At 35.7% G+C, this 15,035-nt stretch carries 16 protein-coding genes; 12 read left to right on the top strand and 4 right to left on the bottom strand.

What is annotated here, in order from left to right; all coding sequences use genetic code 11:
* The first annotated feature begins 270 nt into the window (after positions 1–270).
* The 4 genes from FE813_RS06735 (at position 271) to FE813_RS06720 (ending at position 4,932) form a co-directional block, all read left to right on the top strand.
* Positions 271–702: a CidA/LrgA family protein gene (locus tag FE813_RS06735; RefSeq protein WP_046939567.1), complete on the top strand. Its 432-nt coding sequence runs from the start codon at positions 271–273 to the stop codon at positions 700–702.
* A gap of 20 nt (positions 703–722) precedes the next feature.
* Positions 723–1,418, top strand: a complete 696-nt coding sequence (locus tag FE813_RS06730) for a CidB/LrgB family autolysis modulator (protein WP_139989966.1) — start codon at positions 723–725, stop codon at positions 1,416–1,418.
* A 92-nt stretch (positions 1,419–1,510) separates the two neighbouring features.
* Entirely contained in the window at positions 1,511–2,896 is a 1,386-nt protein-coding gene (locus FE813_RS06725) for an anti-phage deoxyguanosine triphosphatase (RefSeq protein ID WP_139989965.1), read from the top strand.
* Positions 2,897–2,988: 92 nt separating this feature from the next.
* The gene (locus tag FE813_RS06720) at positions 2,989–4,932 is read left to right on the top strand and encodes an ABC transporter ATP-binding protein (RefSeq protein ID WP_139989964.1); all 1,944 of its coding nucleotides are present in this window, start codon (positions 2,989–2,991) and stop codon (positions 4,930–4,932) included.
* Positions 4,933–4,958: 26 nt separating this feature from the next.
* Here the strand turns inward: FE813_RS06720 and can are convergent, their stop codons facing one another.
* Together can and asnS are read right to left on the bottom strand one after the other, a co-directional pair.
* Positions 4,959–5,648, bottom strand: coding sequence for a carbonate dehydratase (can, locus tag FE813_RS06715; protein WP_139989963.1), 690 nt, complete (start codon positions 5,646–5,648; stop codon positions 4,959–4,961).
* Between the two features lie 75 nt (positions 5,649–5,723).
* Positions 5,724–7,127 carry an asparagine--tRNA ligase gene (gene asnS / locus FE813_RS06710; RefSeq protein ID WP_139989962.1) on the bottom strand — a complete coding sequence of 468 codons (1,404 nt, stop codon included), beginning with the start codon at positions 7,125–7,127 and terminating at the stop codon, positions 5,724–5,726.
* Between the two features lie 118 nt (positions 7,128–7,245).
* Here asnS and sohB point away from each other — a divergent pair, with 118 nt between their 5' ends.
* Positions 7,246–8,307, top strand: a complete 1,062-nt coding sequence (gene sohB / locus FE813_RS06705; RefSeq protein ID WP_139989961.1) for a protease SohB — start codon at positions 7,246–7,248, stop codon at positions 8,305–8,307.
* 193 nt (positions 8,308–8,500) lie between these two features.
* A complete protein-coding gene (locus tag FE813_RS06700; RefSeq protein ID WP_139989960.1) occupies positions 8,501–9,355 on the top strand; it encodes an OmpA family protein in 855 nt (284 codons plus the stop codon).
* A gap of 63 nt (positions 9,356–9,418) precedes the next feature.
* Here FE813_RS06700 and ytfE read toward each other — a convergent pair whose 3' ends face one another.
* Positions 9,419–10,090 carry an iron-sulfur cluster repair protein YtfE gene (gene ytfE / locus FE813_RS06695; protein ID WP_139989959.1) on the bottom strand — a complete coding sequence of 224 codons (672 nt, stop codon included), beginning with the start codon at positions 10,088–10,090 and terminating at the stop codon, positions 9,419–9,421.
* A gap of 242 nt (positions 10,091–10,332) precedes the next feature.
* On the opposite strand from ytfE, the gene FE813_RS06690 reads away from it, so the two are divergent.
* The 4 genes from FE813_RS06690 to cspD all read left to right on the top strand — a co-directional run bounded on the left by FE813_RS06690 (position 10,333) and on the right by cspD (position 11,879).
* Positions 10,333–10,647 (top strand): YqcC family protein, encoded by a 315-nt coding sequence (locus FE813_RS06690; RefSeq protein WP_139989958.1) that lies wholly within the window; start codon positions 10,333–10,335, stop codon positions 10,645–10,647.
* Complete coding sequence (gene truC, locus FE813_RS06685) at positions 10,647–11,366, top strand: tRNA pseudouridine(65) synthase TruC (protein WP_048952690.1); 720 nt, start codon at positions 10,647–10,649, stop codon at positions 11,364–11,366. Before FE813_RS06690 ends, truC begins: the two co-directional genes overlap by 1 nt.
* Positions 11,359–11,511, top strand: coding sequence for a YoaH family protein (locus FE813_RS06680; RefSeq protein WP_048952672.1), 153 nt, complete (start codon positions 11,359–11,361; stop codon positions 11,509–11,511). The genes truC and FE813_RS06680 overlap by 8 nt, the downstream gene beginning before the upstream one ends.
* A 149-nt stretch (positions 11,512–11,660) precedes the next feature.
* Positions 11,661–11,879 carry a cold shock domain-containing protein CspD gene (gene cspD, locus FE813_RS06675; RefSeq protein ID WP_048952671.1) on the top strand — a complete coding sequence of 73 codons (219 nt, stop codon included), beginning with the start codon at positions 11,661–11,663 and terminating at the stop codon, positions 11,877–11,879.
* A gap of 65 nt (positions 11,880–11,944) precedes the next feature.
* On the opposite strand, the gene matP is transcribed toward cspD, so the two are convergent.
* On the bottom strand, positions 11,945–12,391 hold the full coding sequence (gene matP / locus FE813_RS06670; RefSeq protein ID WP_139989957.1) for a macrodomain Ter protein MatP: 447 nt from the start codon (positions 12,389–12,391) through the stop codon (positions 11,945–11,947).
* Positions 12,392–12,512: 121 nt separating this feature from the next.
* Between matP and FE813_RS06665 the strand changes: the two genes are divergently transcribed.
* Both FE813_RS06665 and fabA read left to right on the top strand, forming a co-directional pair.
* A complete protein-coding gene (locus tag FE813_RS06665; RefSeq protein ID WP_180978699.1) occupies positions 12,513–14,279 on the top strand; it encodes an AAA family ATPase in 1,767 nt (588 codons plus the stop codon).
* Positions 14,280–14,444: 165 nt separating this feature from the next.
* The gene (gene fabA / locus FE813_RS06660) at positions 14,445–14,978 is read left to right on the top strand and encodes a bifunctional 3-hydroxydecanoyl-ACP dehydratase/trans-2-decenoyl-ACP isomerase (RefSeq protein ID WP_048952668.1); all 534 of its coding nucleotides are present in this window, start codon (positions 14,445–14,447) and stop codon (positions 14,976–14,978) included.
* The last annotated feature ends 57 nt before the right edge of the window (positions 14,979–15,035 follow it).

Here is a 15,035-nt window from a genome sequence, read left to right as displayed (position 1 = left end):
GTATTCCATCTTATGGGTGATAAATGTGGAGATAGATTGTTTAAGATTTATGGTTAATAAGTTGGAACATTGTAGCAAATCTTAAGCCTGATGAATAATAGCTAGTGATTTGATTGTGTTTAACTCTTTGTAATTTGATATCAAAATTTGATCGAGCTCACATTTTTTTCAGATTACGCCCGATTTTATTTAAAAATAGGTGGTCAATTTTCTCTTAAAAGGCGTAAAATCTTTTTTAAACATTATCAAAAAAGTTGAAAAAGGTCGAATATGGTTCAAAAGGTGTTTTTATTGACCCGTTCTTTGGTCATTTTATACATTATGTTATATCTCGGAAATCTTATTGCACATTATGTACCTGTAGGTGTACCTGGGAGTATTTGGGGATTGTTATTACTCTTTTTGGGGTTAACAACAAGACTTATTCATTTAGATTGGATTTATTTGGGGGCGAGTTTTCTTATTCGCTTTATGGCCGTACTTTTTGTACCTGTAAGCGTAGGCATTATTAAATATTCTGATTTATTAAGAGAACAGGTTAATATTTTATTACTTCCCAATATTGTAAGCACATGTATTACATTAGTTGTGATTGGTTTTTTTGCCAATCATTTATATCAACTCCAATCTTTTACACATAAACGGAAAAAAGTAATAAAACGTCGCCAAGTTCAAGAGAAACAAATAACTGAAAACATGTAGTCTTTATTTGGATGTCAATTATGCAGCAGTACGCAATTTATCTTTATACATTTTTAACAATTTTCGGATTTTGGCTTGCATTACAAATTAGTAAACGTTGGAAATCAGTCATTTTCAATTCATTTATCTTAACCGTGTTGATTCTTGTGGTAATTTTGGTTGTAGGCAAAATTCCATATGATGATTATATGGCTGGGAATGCACCAATAAACAATTTGCTTTCATTAAGTATCGTTGCTCTTGCTTTGCCGCTTTATGAGCAACTTCGCCAAATTGCCAAACAATGGAAAATCATTCTTTCAACGGTTTTCATTGCCTCTTTTTTAGCAATGTTAAGTGGTGCACTTTTAGCATTTCTTTTAGGCGCAACTCCCGAAATGGTCGCAACAGTTTTACCTAAATCAATTACAACGCCTATCGCGATGGAGGTTTCTCGCCATTTAGGCGGAATTCCTGCTGTTACCGCTGTAGGGGTTGTTGTTGCAGGTTTGCAAGGCTCTATTTTTGGTTACCTTGTATTAAAAAAATTAGGTATTAAACATCAAGAAGCTATAGGACTTTCCGTTGGTTCTGTTTCTCATGCACTTGGTACCGTAAGCTGTATGGAAACTAACTCAACGGCAGGCAGTTATAGTTCTATTTCTCTCGTGCTTTGTGGGATTATTAGTTCTATTCTCGCGCCATTTGTATTTAAGCTCATTTATTTCTTTGTTTAAATATCAATAAAAATTAAACCGCACTTTATTCATTCTAGATTTTGTTTGTTCCAGATAAAGTACGGTTGTTTTTTGTGCTAAATGATTAGATAATGCAGAAAAACCAAATAAAACAAAGCGATATGAAACCACTTATCATTGATTCTTCTTGGACAGAACGTTTTCTTCCTGATCCTCCACGCGAAAAAGATAATCGTCCACCATTTCGTCGCGATCGTGGGCGAATTTTACATTCTGCCGCTTTTCGTTGCTTACAAGCGAAAACCCAAATTCACGCAATTGGCGAAAATGATTTTTATCGCACTCGCTTAACTCATTCTTTGGAAGTCGCCCAGATTGGTAGTAGTCTCGTTGCACAACTTAAATTTTTAGAAACCTTTGAAAGCATTTCGCAAACATTAAATATTGATAAAAACGAATTACAAAAGCAGTTAAAACCTTTATTGCCGAGTAACGATCTTATCGAAAGTTTGTGTTTTGCGCATGATATTGGGCATCCGCCTTTTGGGCATGGTGGCGAAACAGCATTAAATTATATGATGGCAGAGCAGGGCGGTTTTGAAGGCAATGCACAAACCTTCAGAATTTTAACGAAACTTGAGCCTTACACTGAAAATGCAGGGATGAATCTAACGCGTCGAACACTATTGGGTGTAGTGAAATATCCCGCGTTGTTAGATGTGGCCTCCCCTCAATATGCAGAACTTAATTTTTCTCGCAATATTGATCCGCATTTTGTGCGTATTCATGATTGGATTCCAGGAAAAGGCATTTTCCGCGATGATTTAAAAATGTTTAATTGGTTGCTGGAAAATCTTTCTGAAAATGACCGCACTTTATTCTGTCAATTTAAAAAAGTGCGGGAAAATCCAGCTGAATCTTTACATACTCGGTTTAAATCGCTGGATTGCAGCATTATGGAATTGGCAGATGATATTGCCTATGGCGTACATGATTTAGAAGATGCGATTGTGACTGGCGTGGTCAATCCTCATCAATGGCAAGCGGCGCATGCAGCATTGAAACAAATTCCTTCAGCTTGGTTGCATGAAAATATTGATTCAATTAGCCAACGGCTTTTCTCTGATAAACATTTTGAACGCAAACAAGCGATTGGCGCATTGGTAAATTTCTTTATAACCAATGTGCGGTGGAAATTAACGGCAAATTTTGATGAGCCTTTGTTACGTTATAACGCAGAATTGCCACCTGAAGTGATTGCTGCGCTTGGTGTATTTAAAAAATTCGTTTGGGATTATGTTATTCGCAATGTGGATACCCAAAGAATCGAATATAAAGGGCAGAGAATGTTGACAGAAATGTTCCAGATTTTTGAATCTGATCCGGAGCGTTTATTACCGCGAAATACTGCAAATCGTTGGCGTAATGCACCAGAAGAAGGGAAGAAACGGATTATTTGCGATTATATTGCAGGCATGTCAGATGCACACGCATTGCGGGTATATCAACAACTTTGATTTCATAGAGAATCCCATTGAATTGATGGGATTTTTTATGCAAACCGTATAGAATAGTGCGGTTAATTTTTACAGAGTTTTATGGGGCAGTTGTGGCATTAATTAGTTTAACCAATGGATACCTTTCCTTTAGTGATGCACCTTTGTTAGATCATGCAGAACTACATATTGAACCGAATGAACGCGTTTGTTTAGTTGGGCGTAACGGTGCAGGTAAATCAACTTTATTGAAAATCATTGCAGGCGATGTGCTGATGGATGATGGCAAAATCCAATACGAAAAAGATCTTGTGGTTTCTCGTTTAGAACAAGACCCACCGCGTAATGCACAAGGCAATATTTTTGATTATGTCGCGGAGGGTGTTGGGCATTTAACGGATTTATTAAAAGAATATCATCATATTTCTGTTCAATTGGAAGAAAATTACAGTGATCAAATTTTAAGTCAATTAGAGCAAGTTCAGGCTAAATTAGAACACGCTGATGGCTGGCGATTTGAAAATAAAATCAATGAAGTGTTGTTAAAACTGGGCTTAAATCCAAACACAAAATTATCCGCACTTTCGGGCGGTTGGTTACGTAAAGCAGCATTAGCGCGCGCATTGGTATGCGATCCTGATGTGTTATTACTTGATGAACCAACTAACCACTTGGATGTGGAAGCTATTGAATGGTTAGAAAATTTTTTACTGGATTTCCAAGGTAGCATTGTATTTATTTCCCATGACCGTTCTTTTATTCGCAAAATGGCAACACGGATTGTGGATTTAGATCGCGGTCAATTAGTGTCTTATCCAGGCAATTATGATTTATATTTAACCACGAAAGAAGAAAATCTACGCGTTGAAGCCTTGCAAAATGAATTATTTGATAAACGTCTTGCACAGGAAGAAGTGTGGATTCGCCAAGGTATCAAGGCTCGCCGTACAAGAAATGAAGGGCGAGTACGAGCATTAAAAGCGATGCGTGAGGAACGCCGCCAACGCCGTGACGTAATGGGAACAGCCAAATTACAATTAGATACCTCAAGCCGTTCAGGCAAAATTGTCTTTGAAATGGAAGATGTGAGCTATGAAATCACAGGAAAAACTTTGTTAAAAGATTTTTCAACAACGATTTTACGTGGTGACAAAATTGCACTTGTTGGGCCAAATGGCTGTGGAAAAACTACGTTCATTAAATTATTGTTGGGTGAAATTCAGCCAACATCAGGAAAAATTCGTTGTGGTACTAAATTAGACATTGCTTATTTTGACCAATATCGTGCTGATTTAGATCCTGAAAAAACTGTAATGGATAATGTGGCGGATGGTAAACAAGATATTGAAGTCAATGGTGTAAAACGCCATGTGCTAGGATATTTGCAAGATTTCTTGTTCCCGCCAAAACGAGCAATGACGCCAGTTAAAGCCTTATCGGGGGGAGAACGAAATCGTTTATTGCTCGCAAAATTGTTGCTCAAACCAAATAATTTATTGATTCTTGACGAACCGACCAATGACCTTGATGTAGAAACATTGGAGCTTTTAGAAGAAATTTTGACTGATTATCAAGGCACATTGTTAATTGTGAGTCATGACCGTCAATTTATCGATAATACTGCGACAGAATGTTATTTATTTGAAAGTGAAGGGCGTTTGAATAAGTATGTAGGTGGATTCTTTGATGCTAAACAGCAACAAGCCAATTTCTGGGCAAGCAAAGCAGTGGAAGAACAGGCTAAAGCGAAGAAATCTGAACCACTAAAAGAAGAAAGTGCGGTGAAAAATGATCGCACTTCTAAGCCGAAATCAGTAAAACTTTCTTATAAAGAACAACGTGAGCTAGAACAGCTGCCACAACTTTTAGAAGAATTAGAAACCAAAATCGCCGCACTGCAAGCTGAAATAGCCGATCCAGCATTTTTCCAACAGGCTCATGATATTACCGACGTTAAATTAAAAGCATTGGCGGATACTGAAGCCGAATTAGAAACAGCATTTTTACGCTGGGAAGAATTGGAAGAAAAGAAAAATTTGATTGAAGGTAAAGCTTAAAAATAACGCCCGAAAGGGCGTTATCTTTAGATATTTTCAAGATGATCTTTTTTCAAAATACTTTCTTCATCAAGCGTTGATAAGCGAGAGATAGCATTCCGGTAAGATATTTCAAGGGTTTCTCTACTAGTTGCCATTACGCCTTGATCCACTAAAAATCCATCATTTACATCATATACCCAGCCGTGTAATGAGAGTTTTTGTCCGCGTTCCCAAGCACTTTTGACAATTGAAGTGCGCCCAAGATTATAAACCTGTTCCGCTACGTTAATTTTAGTCAACATATCCGCGCGTTTTTCTGGGGAAAGTTTACCGAGAAGATGGCCATGTTTAAACCAAATATCGCGAATATGAAGAAGCCAGTTGTTGATAAGTCCTAAATCTTTATCTATCATAGCGGCATGAATACCACCACAGTTGGTGTGGCCACAGATAATAATATGTTCAATTTTAAGCACATCGACGGCATATTGCACAACAGAAAGACAATTAAAATCGGTGTGAATTACTTGATTAGCAACATTACGATGAACAAATAATTCACCAGGTTCAAGATTTGTCAATTTCTCAGCAGGCACGCGGCTATCAGAACAACCAATCCAAAGGTAATGTGGCGTTTGATGATCCGCAAGTTCTTTGAAGTAAGTAGAATTTTCTTCTTTCATTCTTTGCGCCCAACTGTAATTGTTGGCAAAGAGTTGTTTAATTTTATCCATTTTGCTTTCCTTAAAATTCTGAAAAAATTGACCGCACTTTGGTGTAAGTGCGGTCAATATTAAAGTTAAATTGAATTAGAAATTCGCATTTCTTGGCGCGCGTGGGAATGGAATTACATCACGAATATTCTGCACGCCAGTTACATAGACGATTAAACGTTCAAAACCAAGACCAAAACCAGAGTGTGGAACGCTACCGTATTTACGAAGATCGCGATACCACCAATAATCATCTGGGTTTAATCCCATTTCTTCCATTCGTTTATCAAGCACGTCTAAACGTTCTTCACGTTGTGAACCACCGATGATTTCACCAATTCCTGGAGCTAACACGTCCATTGCTGCCACAGTTTTTCCATCATCATTTAAACGCATATAGAATGCTTTAATGTCTTTTGGATAGTTTTTCACCACAACTGGTGATTTAAAATATTCTTCCGCTAAGAAACGTTCGTGTTCAGAAGAAAGATCAATCCCCCAAGAAACAGGGAATTCAAATTTCTTACCAGATTTTAATAACACATCAATGGCATCAGTATAGTCAATTTGAGCAAAATCTGAGTTTACAAAGTTTTCTAGACGCGTAATAACATCTTTATCTACATGTTTTTCAAAGAATTGTAAGTCATCTTTACGCTCTGCTAATACTGCACGGAATACGTATTTCAACATATCTTCTGCAAGTTTTGCGTTATCCGCTAAAGTTGCAAATGCAACTTCAGGTTCAACCATCCAGAATTCAGCTAAGTGACGGGTAGTATTCGAGTTTTCTGCACGGAATGTTGGGCCGAAAGTATAAATTTTGCTTAATGCACAAGCATAGGTTTCGCCGTTTAACTGACCTGAAACCGTTAAAAATGATTCTTTACCGAAGAAATCTTGGCTGAAATCAACTTTTCCATTTTCACCACGTGGAAGATTTTCTAAATCAAGTGTAGAAACACGGAACATTTCACCCGCACCTTCAGTATCTGATGCAGTAATTAATGGGGTTGCCACCCAGTAGAAACCTTGCTCATGGAAGAAACGGTGAATTGCTTGAGATAAACAATGGCGAACACGTGCGACAGCACCAATAATATTGGTACGAGGGCGTAAGTGAGCTACTTCGCGTAAATATTCAATAGAGTGGCGTTTTGCTGCCATTGGGTAAGTATCTGGATCTTCAACAAACCCTGTCACTTCTACTTTTTCTGTTTGTAACTCAATCGCTTGTCCTTCTGCAGGTGATTCAACGACTTTACCTGTTACAATTACAGAACAGCCCGTTGTTAAACGTAAAATTTCGCTTTCGTAATTTTCAATATCGTTATTAATAATCGCTTGAATTGGATCAAAGCAAGAACCGTCATAAACCGCTAAGAAAGATAAGCCAGCTTTAGAATCGCGACGGGTACGTACCCAACCACGCACAGTGACGGTTTCACCAATCGCCACTTTTCCTTGTAATACATCAACAATTGATGCTACGTTAGACATATAAACCTCTATAACTAAATGTAATTTTACGTAAAAATAGAGGTATTTTACCTGAGTATGGAATTTTTTCCATAAAAAAGTATAGAATGGAGTGGATTATTCATCGTGAGGAGAAACAATGTTAAACGATATTTTAACGGGTTATGGAATTTTTGTTTTAGAAATTTTGACGGTTTTATTAGTGATTTTAGTCATTGTAAGCTTAATTATTTCACATCGTCAGCATAATAAAGTGAAAGTAGGCGAGCTGGAAATTAAGGATTTATTGGAAGAATTTGATAGTCAAGTTCGAGTGTTGCAAGATTTTAATTTTTCTGAAGAAGAGCTAAAACAACAAGCTAAAGCAGAGAAAAAAGCTGAAAAGCAAAAAGCCAAAAAACGTAAAGAGAAATTAAAAAAAGGTGAAACTGTAGATGACGCAAAGATAGGTTGTGTATATATCTTAGATTTTCATGGTGATATTTCAGCGTCAGAAACAACCGCACTTAGAGAAGAAATTTCAGCAATCTTAAGTGTCGCGAAACCAGAAGATGAAGTATTACTACGTTTAGAAAGCCCTGGCGGTATTGTGCATGATTATGGGTTTGCCGCATCTCAATTAGCTCGCTTAAAACAAAAAGGAATTAAGTTAACGATTGCGGTGGATAAAGTAGCAGCAAGTGGAGGTTATATGATGGCTTGTATTGCTGATAAAATTGTATCAGCTCCGTTTGCTATCATTGGGTCGATAGGCGTGGTTGCACAAATTCCTAATATTCATCGTTTATTGAAAAAATATGATGTGGATGTAGATGTAATGACCGCTGGAGAGTTTAAGCGAACTGTAACAATGTTAGGTGAAAATACCGAAAAAGGTAAACAAAAATTCCAACAAGAATTAGAAGAAACACATCAATTATTTAAACAATTTGTTTTACAAAACCGTCCTCACTTAGATATAGATAAAATAGCAACAGGAGAGCATTGGTTTGGGACGCAAGCGCTAGAATTGAAATTAGTTGATGAAATCACTACAAGTGATGATTTGATTTTAGATAAGATGAAAGAAAAACGAGTTCTAGCAGTGAAATATCAATTGAAAAAATCGTTAATAAAAAAATTAGGTCGCCAAGCAGAGGAAAGTTTAGCGAATATTATTTATAGTTATATGATGAAGAAGGTAAATAATTTTATTCAATAAACTTTAATTTCTTTACATTATCTTTACAAAAAAAAAACGATTGATTTAGGCAAAATCAAGTAATTTGTTATTTACAAGGTAAAGTTTTGCCATTAGTATATGCATCGAAACTTTAAAAGTTTTGTTCTTTGAAATTTATAAAGTTTAGTTATCCCTTTAATTTAGGGATTTTACAAATTAAAAGGTAAAACAAATGAAATTATCTCGTATTTTATTATCTACTGTTGCAATCGCAACTGTGACAGCTTGTGGTAACTTAAGCAAAGTAACAGATGCTGGTACACCAGAATATAAAGATGTAAATGGTGAGCAAGTACCACAATTAGTGTGGCCAAAAATTGATACATCAGGATTTAATCATGATGGTAGTCAATTTGGTTCATGGCCAAACTGGTCTGATGTTCGTTTGATCGAACGTGGTCAAAATAAAGATCAAATTCGCCAATTAATCGGTGATCCTCATTTTGCTGAGGGGTTATATGGCGTAGAAGAATGGGATTATGTATTTAATTATCGCGAAAATGGGATTCACAAAGTTTGTCAATATAAAGTGTTATTTGATAAAAACCATAATGCACAATCTTTCTTCTGGTTCCCAAATGGTTGTAACGGTAATTCTGCATTCAGTTTAAGTGGTGATTTCTTATTTGATTTTGATAAAGATACTTTAACTGCGCGTGGTAAAGAAGTCGTTGATAACGTTGCAAATCAATTAAAGTCAACTGGTGCAAAAGATGTTAAAGTTGCAGGTTATACTGACCGTTTAGGTTCAGATTCTTATAACTTAAATCTTTCTCAACGTCGTGCAAATCGTGTTAAAGCACGTTTATTAGAAGATGGTGTTGTTGCTCAGATTAGTGCTGTTGGATATGGTAAAAATCCACAAGTTAAGGCTTGTGATGATGTAACAGGTAAACAAGCATTAAGAGAATGTTTAAAACCTAACCGTCGTGTAGAAGTGACAGCTTCTGGTTCTGTATTAAAATTACAGGAAGGTAGTCAATCTAATGGTGGTACTCAAGGACCAGCTCCTTTATACCAAAAATAATTTAGGTATTTACGTCATTAAAAACATAGGGCTAGATATTTTATCTAGCCCTTTTTACATAAATTATTTTTCTCTTAATACTCTAGGGAATAAAATATTATTCTCTAAATGAATATGATGCATAAGGTCATCAATAAACTCATTAATTCCACTGTATAGAGCTTTCCAACTAAAACAAGCATCAGAAGGCGCTGTACAATGATTAGTGAGAGATTTAACGACTTCTACATCTTGCCCTGCTTCATCATGCTCCATTTCCATTACACGGATTGGCATAGCTGCCATCATATAATTTTTGGCCTTAATCATTGGGAAAAGAATTTGTTCTTCTTTCATTAAATGTTGGCTTAATTCGATGTAAATTTTTTCTAGTTGTGCGGCTACACCAATTGGGCAATCTTCACGATCACCATGTACATTTTCAACTTTTTGAGCCAAGGTAATTAATTCAGGTAGCTGCTCTCGGTGGCGATTATGGTAGCGTGTAATAATATGATCGATAATTTCGTCATAATGTGCAACATTCCAATCTTTATCATTATTTTCTGATTTACTTTGTTGTAAATGAGCTAAGCGCGTTTCAATCTCAGCGAGATTAAGATTTTTTTGCTGTGCGGCAACTTCTAGTAAGATAGAACCACCGCAACAAAAATCTAAATCATATTCACGAAAAATTTTGGTTGCTCCCGGGATAGAAACTGCTAATTCGCTAAGTTTTTGTTGGGCAAAAGACATAAATCACTCCTTCTTAAATGAAATAGAAAAAAACCTATTAAAATAGTAGGATATTTTCTTTGTGATGGAAAGTGTTTATATTCATTTCTTGATAAAATGATGACTTAAATCAAGAAAAATACTTCATAATAGTGAGATTAAGTAGTAAGGAAGATGATGATTAACGATTAAAATTATAGTGTTTTTGCGAAATAAAATGATTTTTTGTAGAATAAGCATTATATTTTTTTAGAGGAATTATTATGCGTAATCAAACAAAAAAGTATATCCAGCAATTACAAAATATTATGCATTCTTTGTCATTATGGCAAAGTATTCCCCCAGCTGCTGATGCTTTTCTCAGTGAAGAACCGTTTTCTATTGATACGATGTCTGCTCAAGAATGGTTACAATGGGTATTTATTCCACGTATGCTAGCATTGCTGGAAAGTGGTGCGCCATTGCCAAATCAGATCGCAATTTCCCCTTATATTGAAGAAGCAATGAAAGAATTTGATGAATTAGAACAATTATTGTCTCCTTTAATAGCCTTAGAAGAATTATTGAAAAATCAATGATATTAGAGATTCTATATCAAGATGATGTACTGATTGCGGTGAATAAACCTGCAGGCATGATGGTACATCGTAGCTGGCTTGATCCTCACGAAACACAATTTGTCATGCAAACTTTACGAGATCAAATTGGTCAGCATGTGTTTCCTGTTCATCGTCTCGATCGTCCTACATCAGGTGTCTTATTGTTTGCATTAAATAGCGAAATTGCCAATATATTATGTCAGCAATTTGAACAGCGATGTGTGGAGAAATCTTATTTAGCCGTCGTAAGAGGATATTTAGAGGGAAGGGACATCATTGACTATCCATTAAAAATTCAATTAGATAAAATTGCAGATAAATTATCCCAAGAAGATAAACCTCCTCAAGATGCCATAACTAAATATGAAGGGATAAGAACTGCAGAAATGCCTTATCCGGTTGGGCGTTACCAAACTGCACGTTATTCTTTAGTGAAATTGATTCCTTATACGGGGCGAAAACATCAATTGCGGCGACATATGAAACATATTTTTCATCCAATTTTAGGGGATACTCAATATGGCGATTTACATCAGAATCGAGCATTAACTACTCATACAGGTTGTCAACGATTATTTTTGCATGCTTATGAATTAATATTTATTCACCCTATAACACAAATAGAGATAAAGCTCACTGCAGGTTTAGATGAACAATGGTTAAAATTAATGAATAAATTAGGATGGGAGAATGTTTGATATTATTTTAACGCATGAACAACAACAAAAAGCAGTAGAACAAATTCAAGCGTTGATGGCTAAAGGTGTAAGTAGTGGTGAGGCTATCCAAATTGTAGCAAAGGCGATACGAGAAGCACATAATCATAATAAAAAGGCATCATAAAACTAATTTTTTGTGATCTAGTTATCATTTTTGAAGATTTCTCATTGCATTATTTCATAAAATGACTGAACATATTAACCATGCGAGGTGATAAGGCAATCGCCTTATTGGTATTTTGTTTTAATAGGCAAAGCCTAGAGAGGTCTTTTATGGAAATTGGTGTAGTGAAATGGTTTAATAATGCAAAGGGATTTGGTTTCATTTCCGCTGAGGGTGTAGATGCCGATATTTTTGCTCATTATTCTGTTATTGAAATGGAAGGGTATCGCTCTTTAAAAGCAGGGCAAAAAGTACAATTTGAAGTGATTCATGGAGACAAAGGCTCTCATGCCACAAAAATTATCCCTATAGTGGATAACCAGGAGTAACGATGTTGCTCTGATTTTCTCTATTTAGTCCTAAGTAAAAAGACAAGAATTGCAGCTTGTCTTTTTTATTTGAGTAAATTCTTCAAGCTGTTTTTCATTGCAGCCATTTGATTTTCAAATTGTGCTTTACTTTCTCGCTCATCAATCATATAGGTAATAGTTTCTGATAATGTCATTTTCATTTTGCGAGAATATCTTGAAAGACGTTGCCATACAGCATATTCTAAATCGATAGACTTCTTTTTTGTATGTTGTTTTTCACCATTAAAAAAGCGTTTACGGCGCGCCCGAATAGCCTGATCTAATTTAATTGGAAGTGCTGGAGAAAGATGGTTTTTTATCCATGCTTCTATTTTTTCGGGATAATGTTGACAGGCTAATAATTCTTGTGATTTTGCCTCTTGTAGACTGCGTTCTTGATAACATGTAATATTTTCTCCTTCACGGTATTTTCGAATGAGATAAATCCATTTCCAATTAGCTTCTTGATTTTCAAGTTTTTGATATTTCATGTTTTAACTATTCAGTGACGTGGTAACTCAGCTAGTGTAAGTCTTTTTAAATGAATTTTCTAGCAGATTTTTACAAGCGTATGAAATATGCGATAATAGCCCTAATTTTTTCAAAAAGAGAGTGACTGTGAGTTCATTTTTTCCTCAACAAGCCTTGGATTGGCAAGCGTTGCAACCAGATCTAGCTATAACTGACTTCCCATCAGAGACGGTTGATTTTTGGTCATTACAACCTAATGCTAAACAGGCTCTATCTGTATTTTTACGTCATCCTAGTCGTTTTTTGCTAATGCTTAAAGCTGATGATCAAGCTGAATATGCTTCGTTATTGGAATCCTTTACTAAGTTGCATCATTATCGTGAACAATCGGTTTTTGGTGTAAGTTATGTTGTTGAGCAAGGAGACGCTTTTTCTTTTCCACGTGTTTATACAGAGGTGGCCCATTCCCTAGACGATAATTTTGCTACGCCAGGTGAGGTGGTGAACGCACTTTATTGTGATCAATTTCAATTGTTTGGTTCTCTTCGTGTTCATCCTAGTTCTCATGATATTCAACTAAATCCTGGATTAGTTCATCGTGCAAATGGAGGAGTATTAATTTTAAGTGCAGCAATGCTATTATCTCAGTTTGACTTATGGTTACGACTAAAGCAAATTTTACAAACACAAACTTTTGATTGGTATTCAGCTCATCCTTTTAAACACTTGCCCTGCGATGTGCCTAGCTATAAGCTTAATTTGAAAGTTATTGTGCTTGGAAGTCGTACAGAATTGGCAACTTTAGGTGAGTTAGAAGAATCATTATATTCTTTTGCTGATTATGCTGAAATTGAGAGTTATATTTCAGTGGCAGAAGTTGAATCTCAAAAGATGTGGGCTGGTTATGTGAAGAAAATAGCACAAACACTTAATGTTGAAATGAATTTTTCTGCACTCAATAAATTATATAAATTATTAGTACGCGAAAGTGAAGATCGATTTCTCATTAATATTTCACCTCTTAAACTTAAAGAAATGCTACAAGATGTAGTGACATTAACAGGTAATTCAATATTAAGTGCGGATGATTTTGAAGCTGTTTTTCAAAGAAAATCTATACAACATGGCTTTTTAAAAGAGCAAACTTATGCTGATATTTTAAATGAACAAGTCTATGTGGAAACCCAAGGAGAAATTGTTGGACAGATAAATGGGCTTTCAGTGATTGAATATCCAGGCACGCCGGTGAGTTTTGGTGAACCCTCACGTATTAGTTGTATTGTCCAGTTTGGTGAAGGGGAAGTTATTGATGTTGAAAGAAAAAATGAGCTTGCAGGAAATATTCATAGTAAAGGTATGATGATTGCTCAAGCTTGTCTTTCTAATATTCTTGATCTCCCTTCTCAATTGCCTTTTTCTGCATCATTGGTGTTTGAACAGTCTTACGGTGAAATTGATGGTGACAGTGCATCACTTGCAATTTTCTGTGTATTGGTGAGTGCTTTGTCTGATTTACCACTACCTCAAAACATTGCGATTACAGGTTCTATCGATCAATTTGGATTGGTTCATTCAGTAGGCGGTGTAAATGATAAAATTGAAGGGTTTTTCACAATTTGTCAGCGTCGTGGATTAACAGGCAAGCAAGGTGTGATTATTCCTATGACAACTATACAGCAACTGAGCCTATCTGATGAAGTTAAAAGTGCGGTAAAAAATAATGAATTTTTTATTTATCCAGTAGAAGATATTTATCAAGCCTGTGAGTACTTATTTGAACGTGATTTATTAGATGAAAATAAAGAATATTCAGAAAAAACAATGCCTATTTCTCGTTTAATTCAACGTAGGATTGAAAATCGGCTCGATTCTGAAAAAAAAGGATTTTGGGATTTTTTTAAATCTTAATTAAAAAAAGCGAACATTTGTTCGCTTTTCTTTTAGTTATAATTAAACGGCACTGATCCGACTAGTTCTGCTAACAAGTGTTCGCTATTTACAGATTTATTTATTCTTTCTAGAATATATTTAATCAGTATAGTGCTGAAATTATCATGTATATAGGAAGGTAAAATGCAAAACACTTGTACACCTAATAAAAAAAGCAGTTATTCATATGATGATTTGCTTGCATCAGGTCGTGGTGAGTTATTTGGTAACGATGGGCCTCAATTGCCTGCACCAACGATGTTAATGATGGACAGAATTATCGAAATGAATGAAGAAAAAGGCGCATTTGGTAAAGGCTATATTGAAGCAGAGCTTGATATTACCCCTAATTTACCTTTTTTTGGCTGTCATTTTATTGGTGATCCAGTTATGCCTGGGTGTTTAGGGTTAGATGCTATGTGGCAACTTGTAGGATTCTATTTAGGCTGGATTGGTGGCAAAGGAAAAGGTAGGGCATTAGGAGTTGGTGAAGTAAAATTTACCGGACAGATTTTGCCAACGGCTAAAAAAGTGATCTATCGAATTAATATGAAACGTGTTATTAATCGTAAGCTTGTGATGGGTATGGCTGATGGTGAAGTTGAAGTTGATGGACGTATCATTTATACCGCTACAGATTTAAAAGTAGGTTTATTTCAAGATACTTCAGCATTTTAGTTTTATGGAGCGGACAGGTATATCCTGTCCTGCTCTTATAGGATTAAGCGATGAGAT

Origin of the sequence: Haemophilus seminalis, assembly GCF_006384255.1 — a bacterium.
GTDB lineage: Bacteria > Pseudomonadota > Gammaproteobacteria > Enterobacterales > Pasteurellaceae > Haemophilus > Haemophilus seminalis.
Note: the sequence above shows the minus strand (reverse complement) of the source record. Positions and strands in the feature narration are given on the sequence as shown.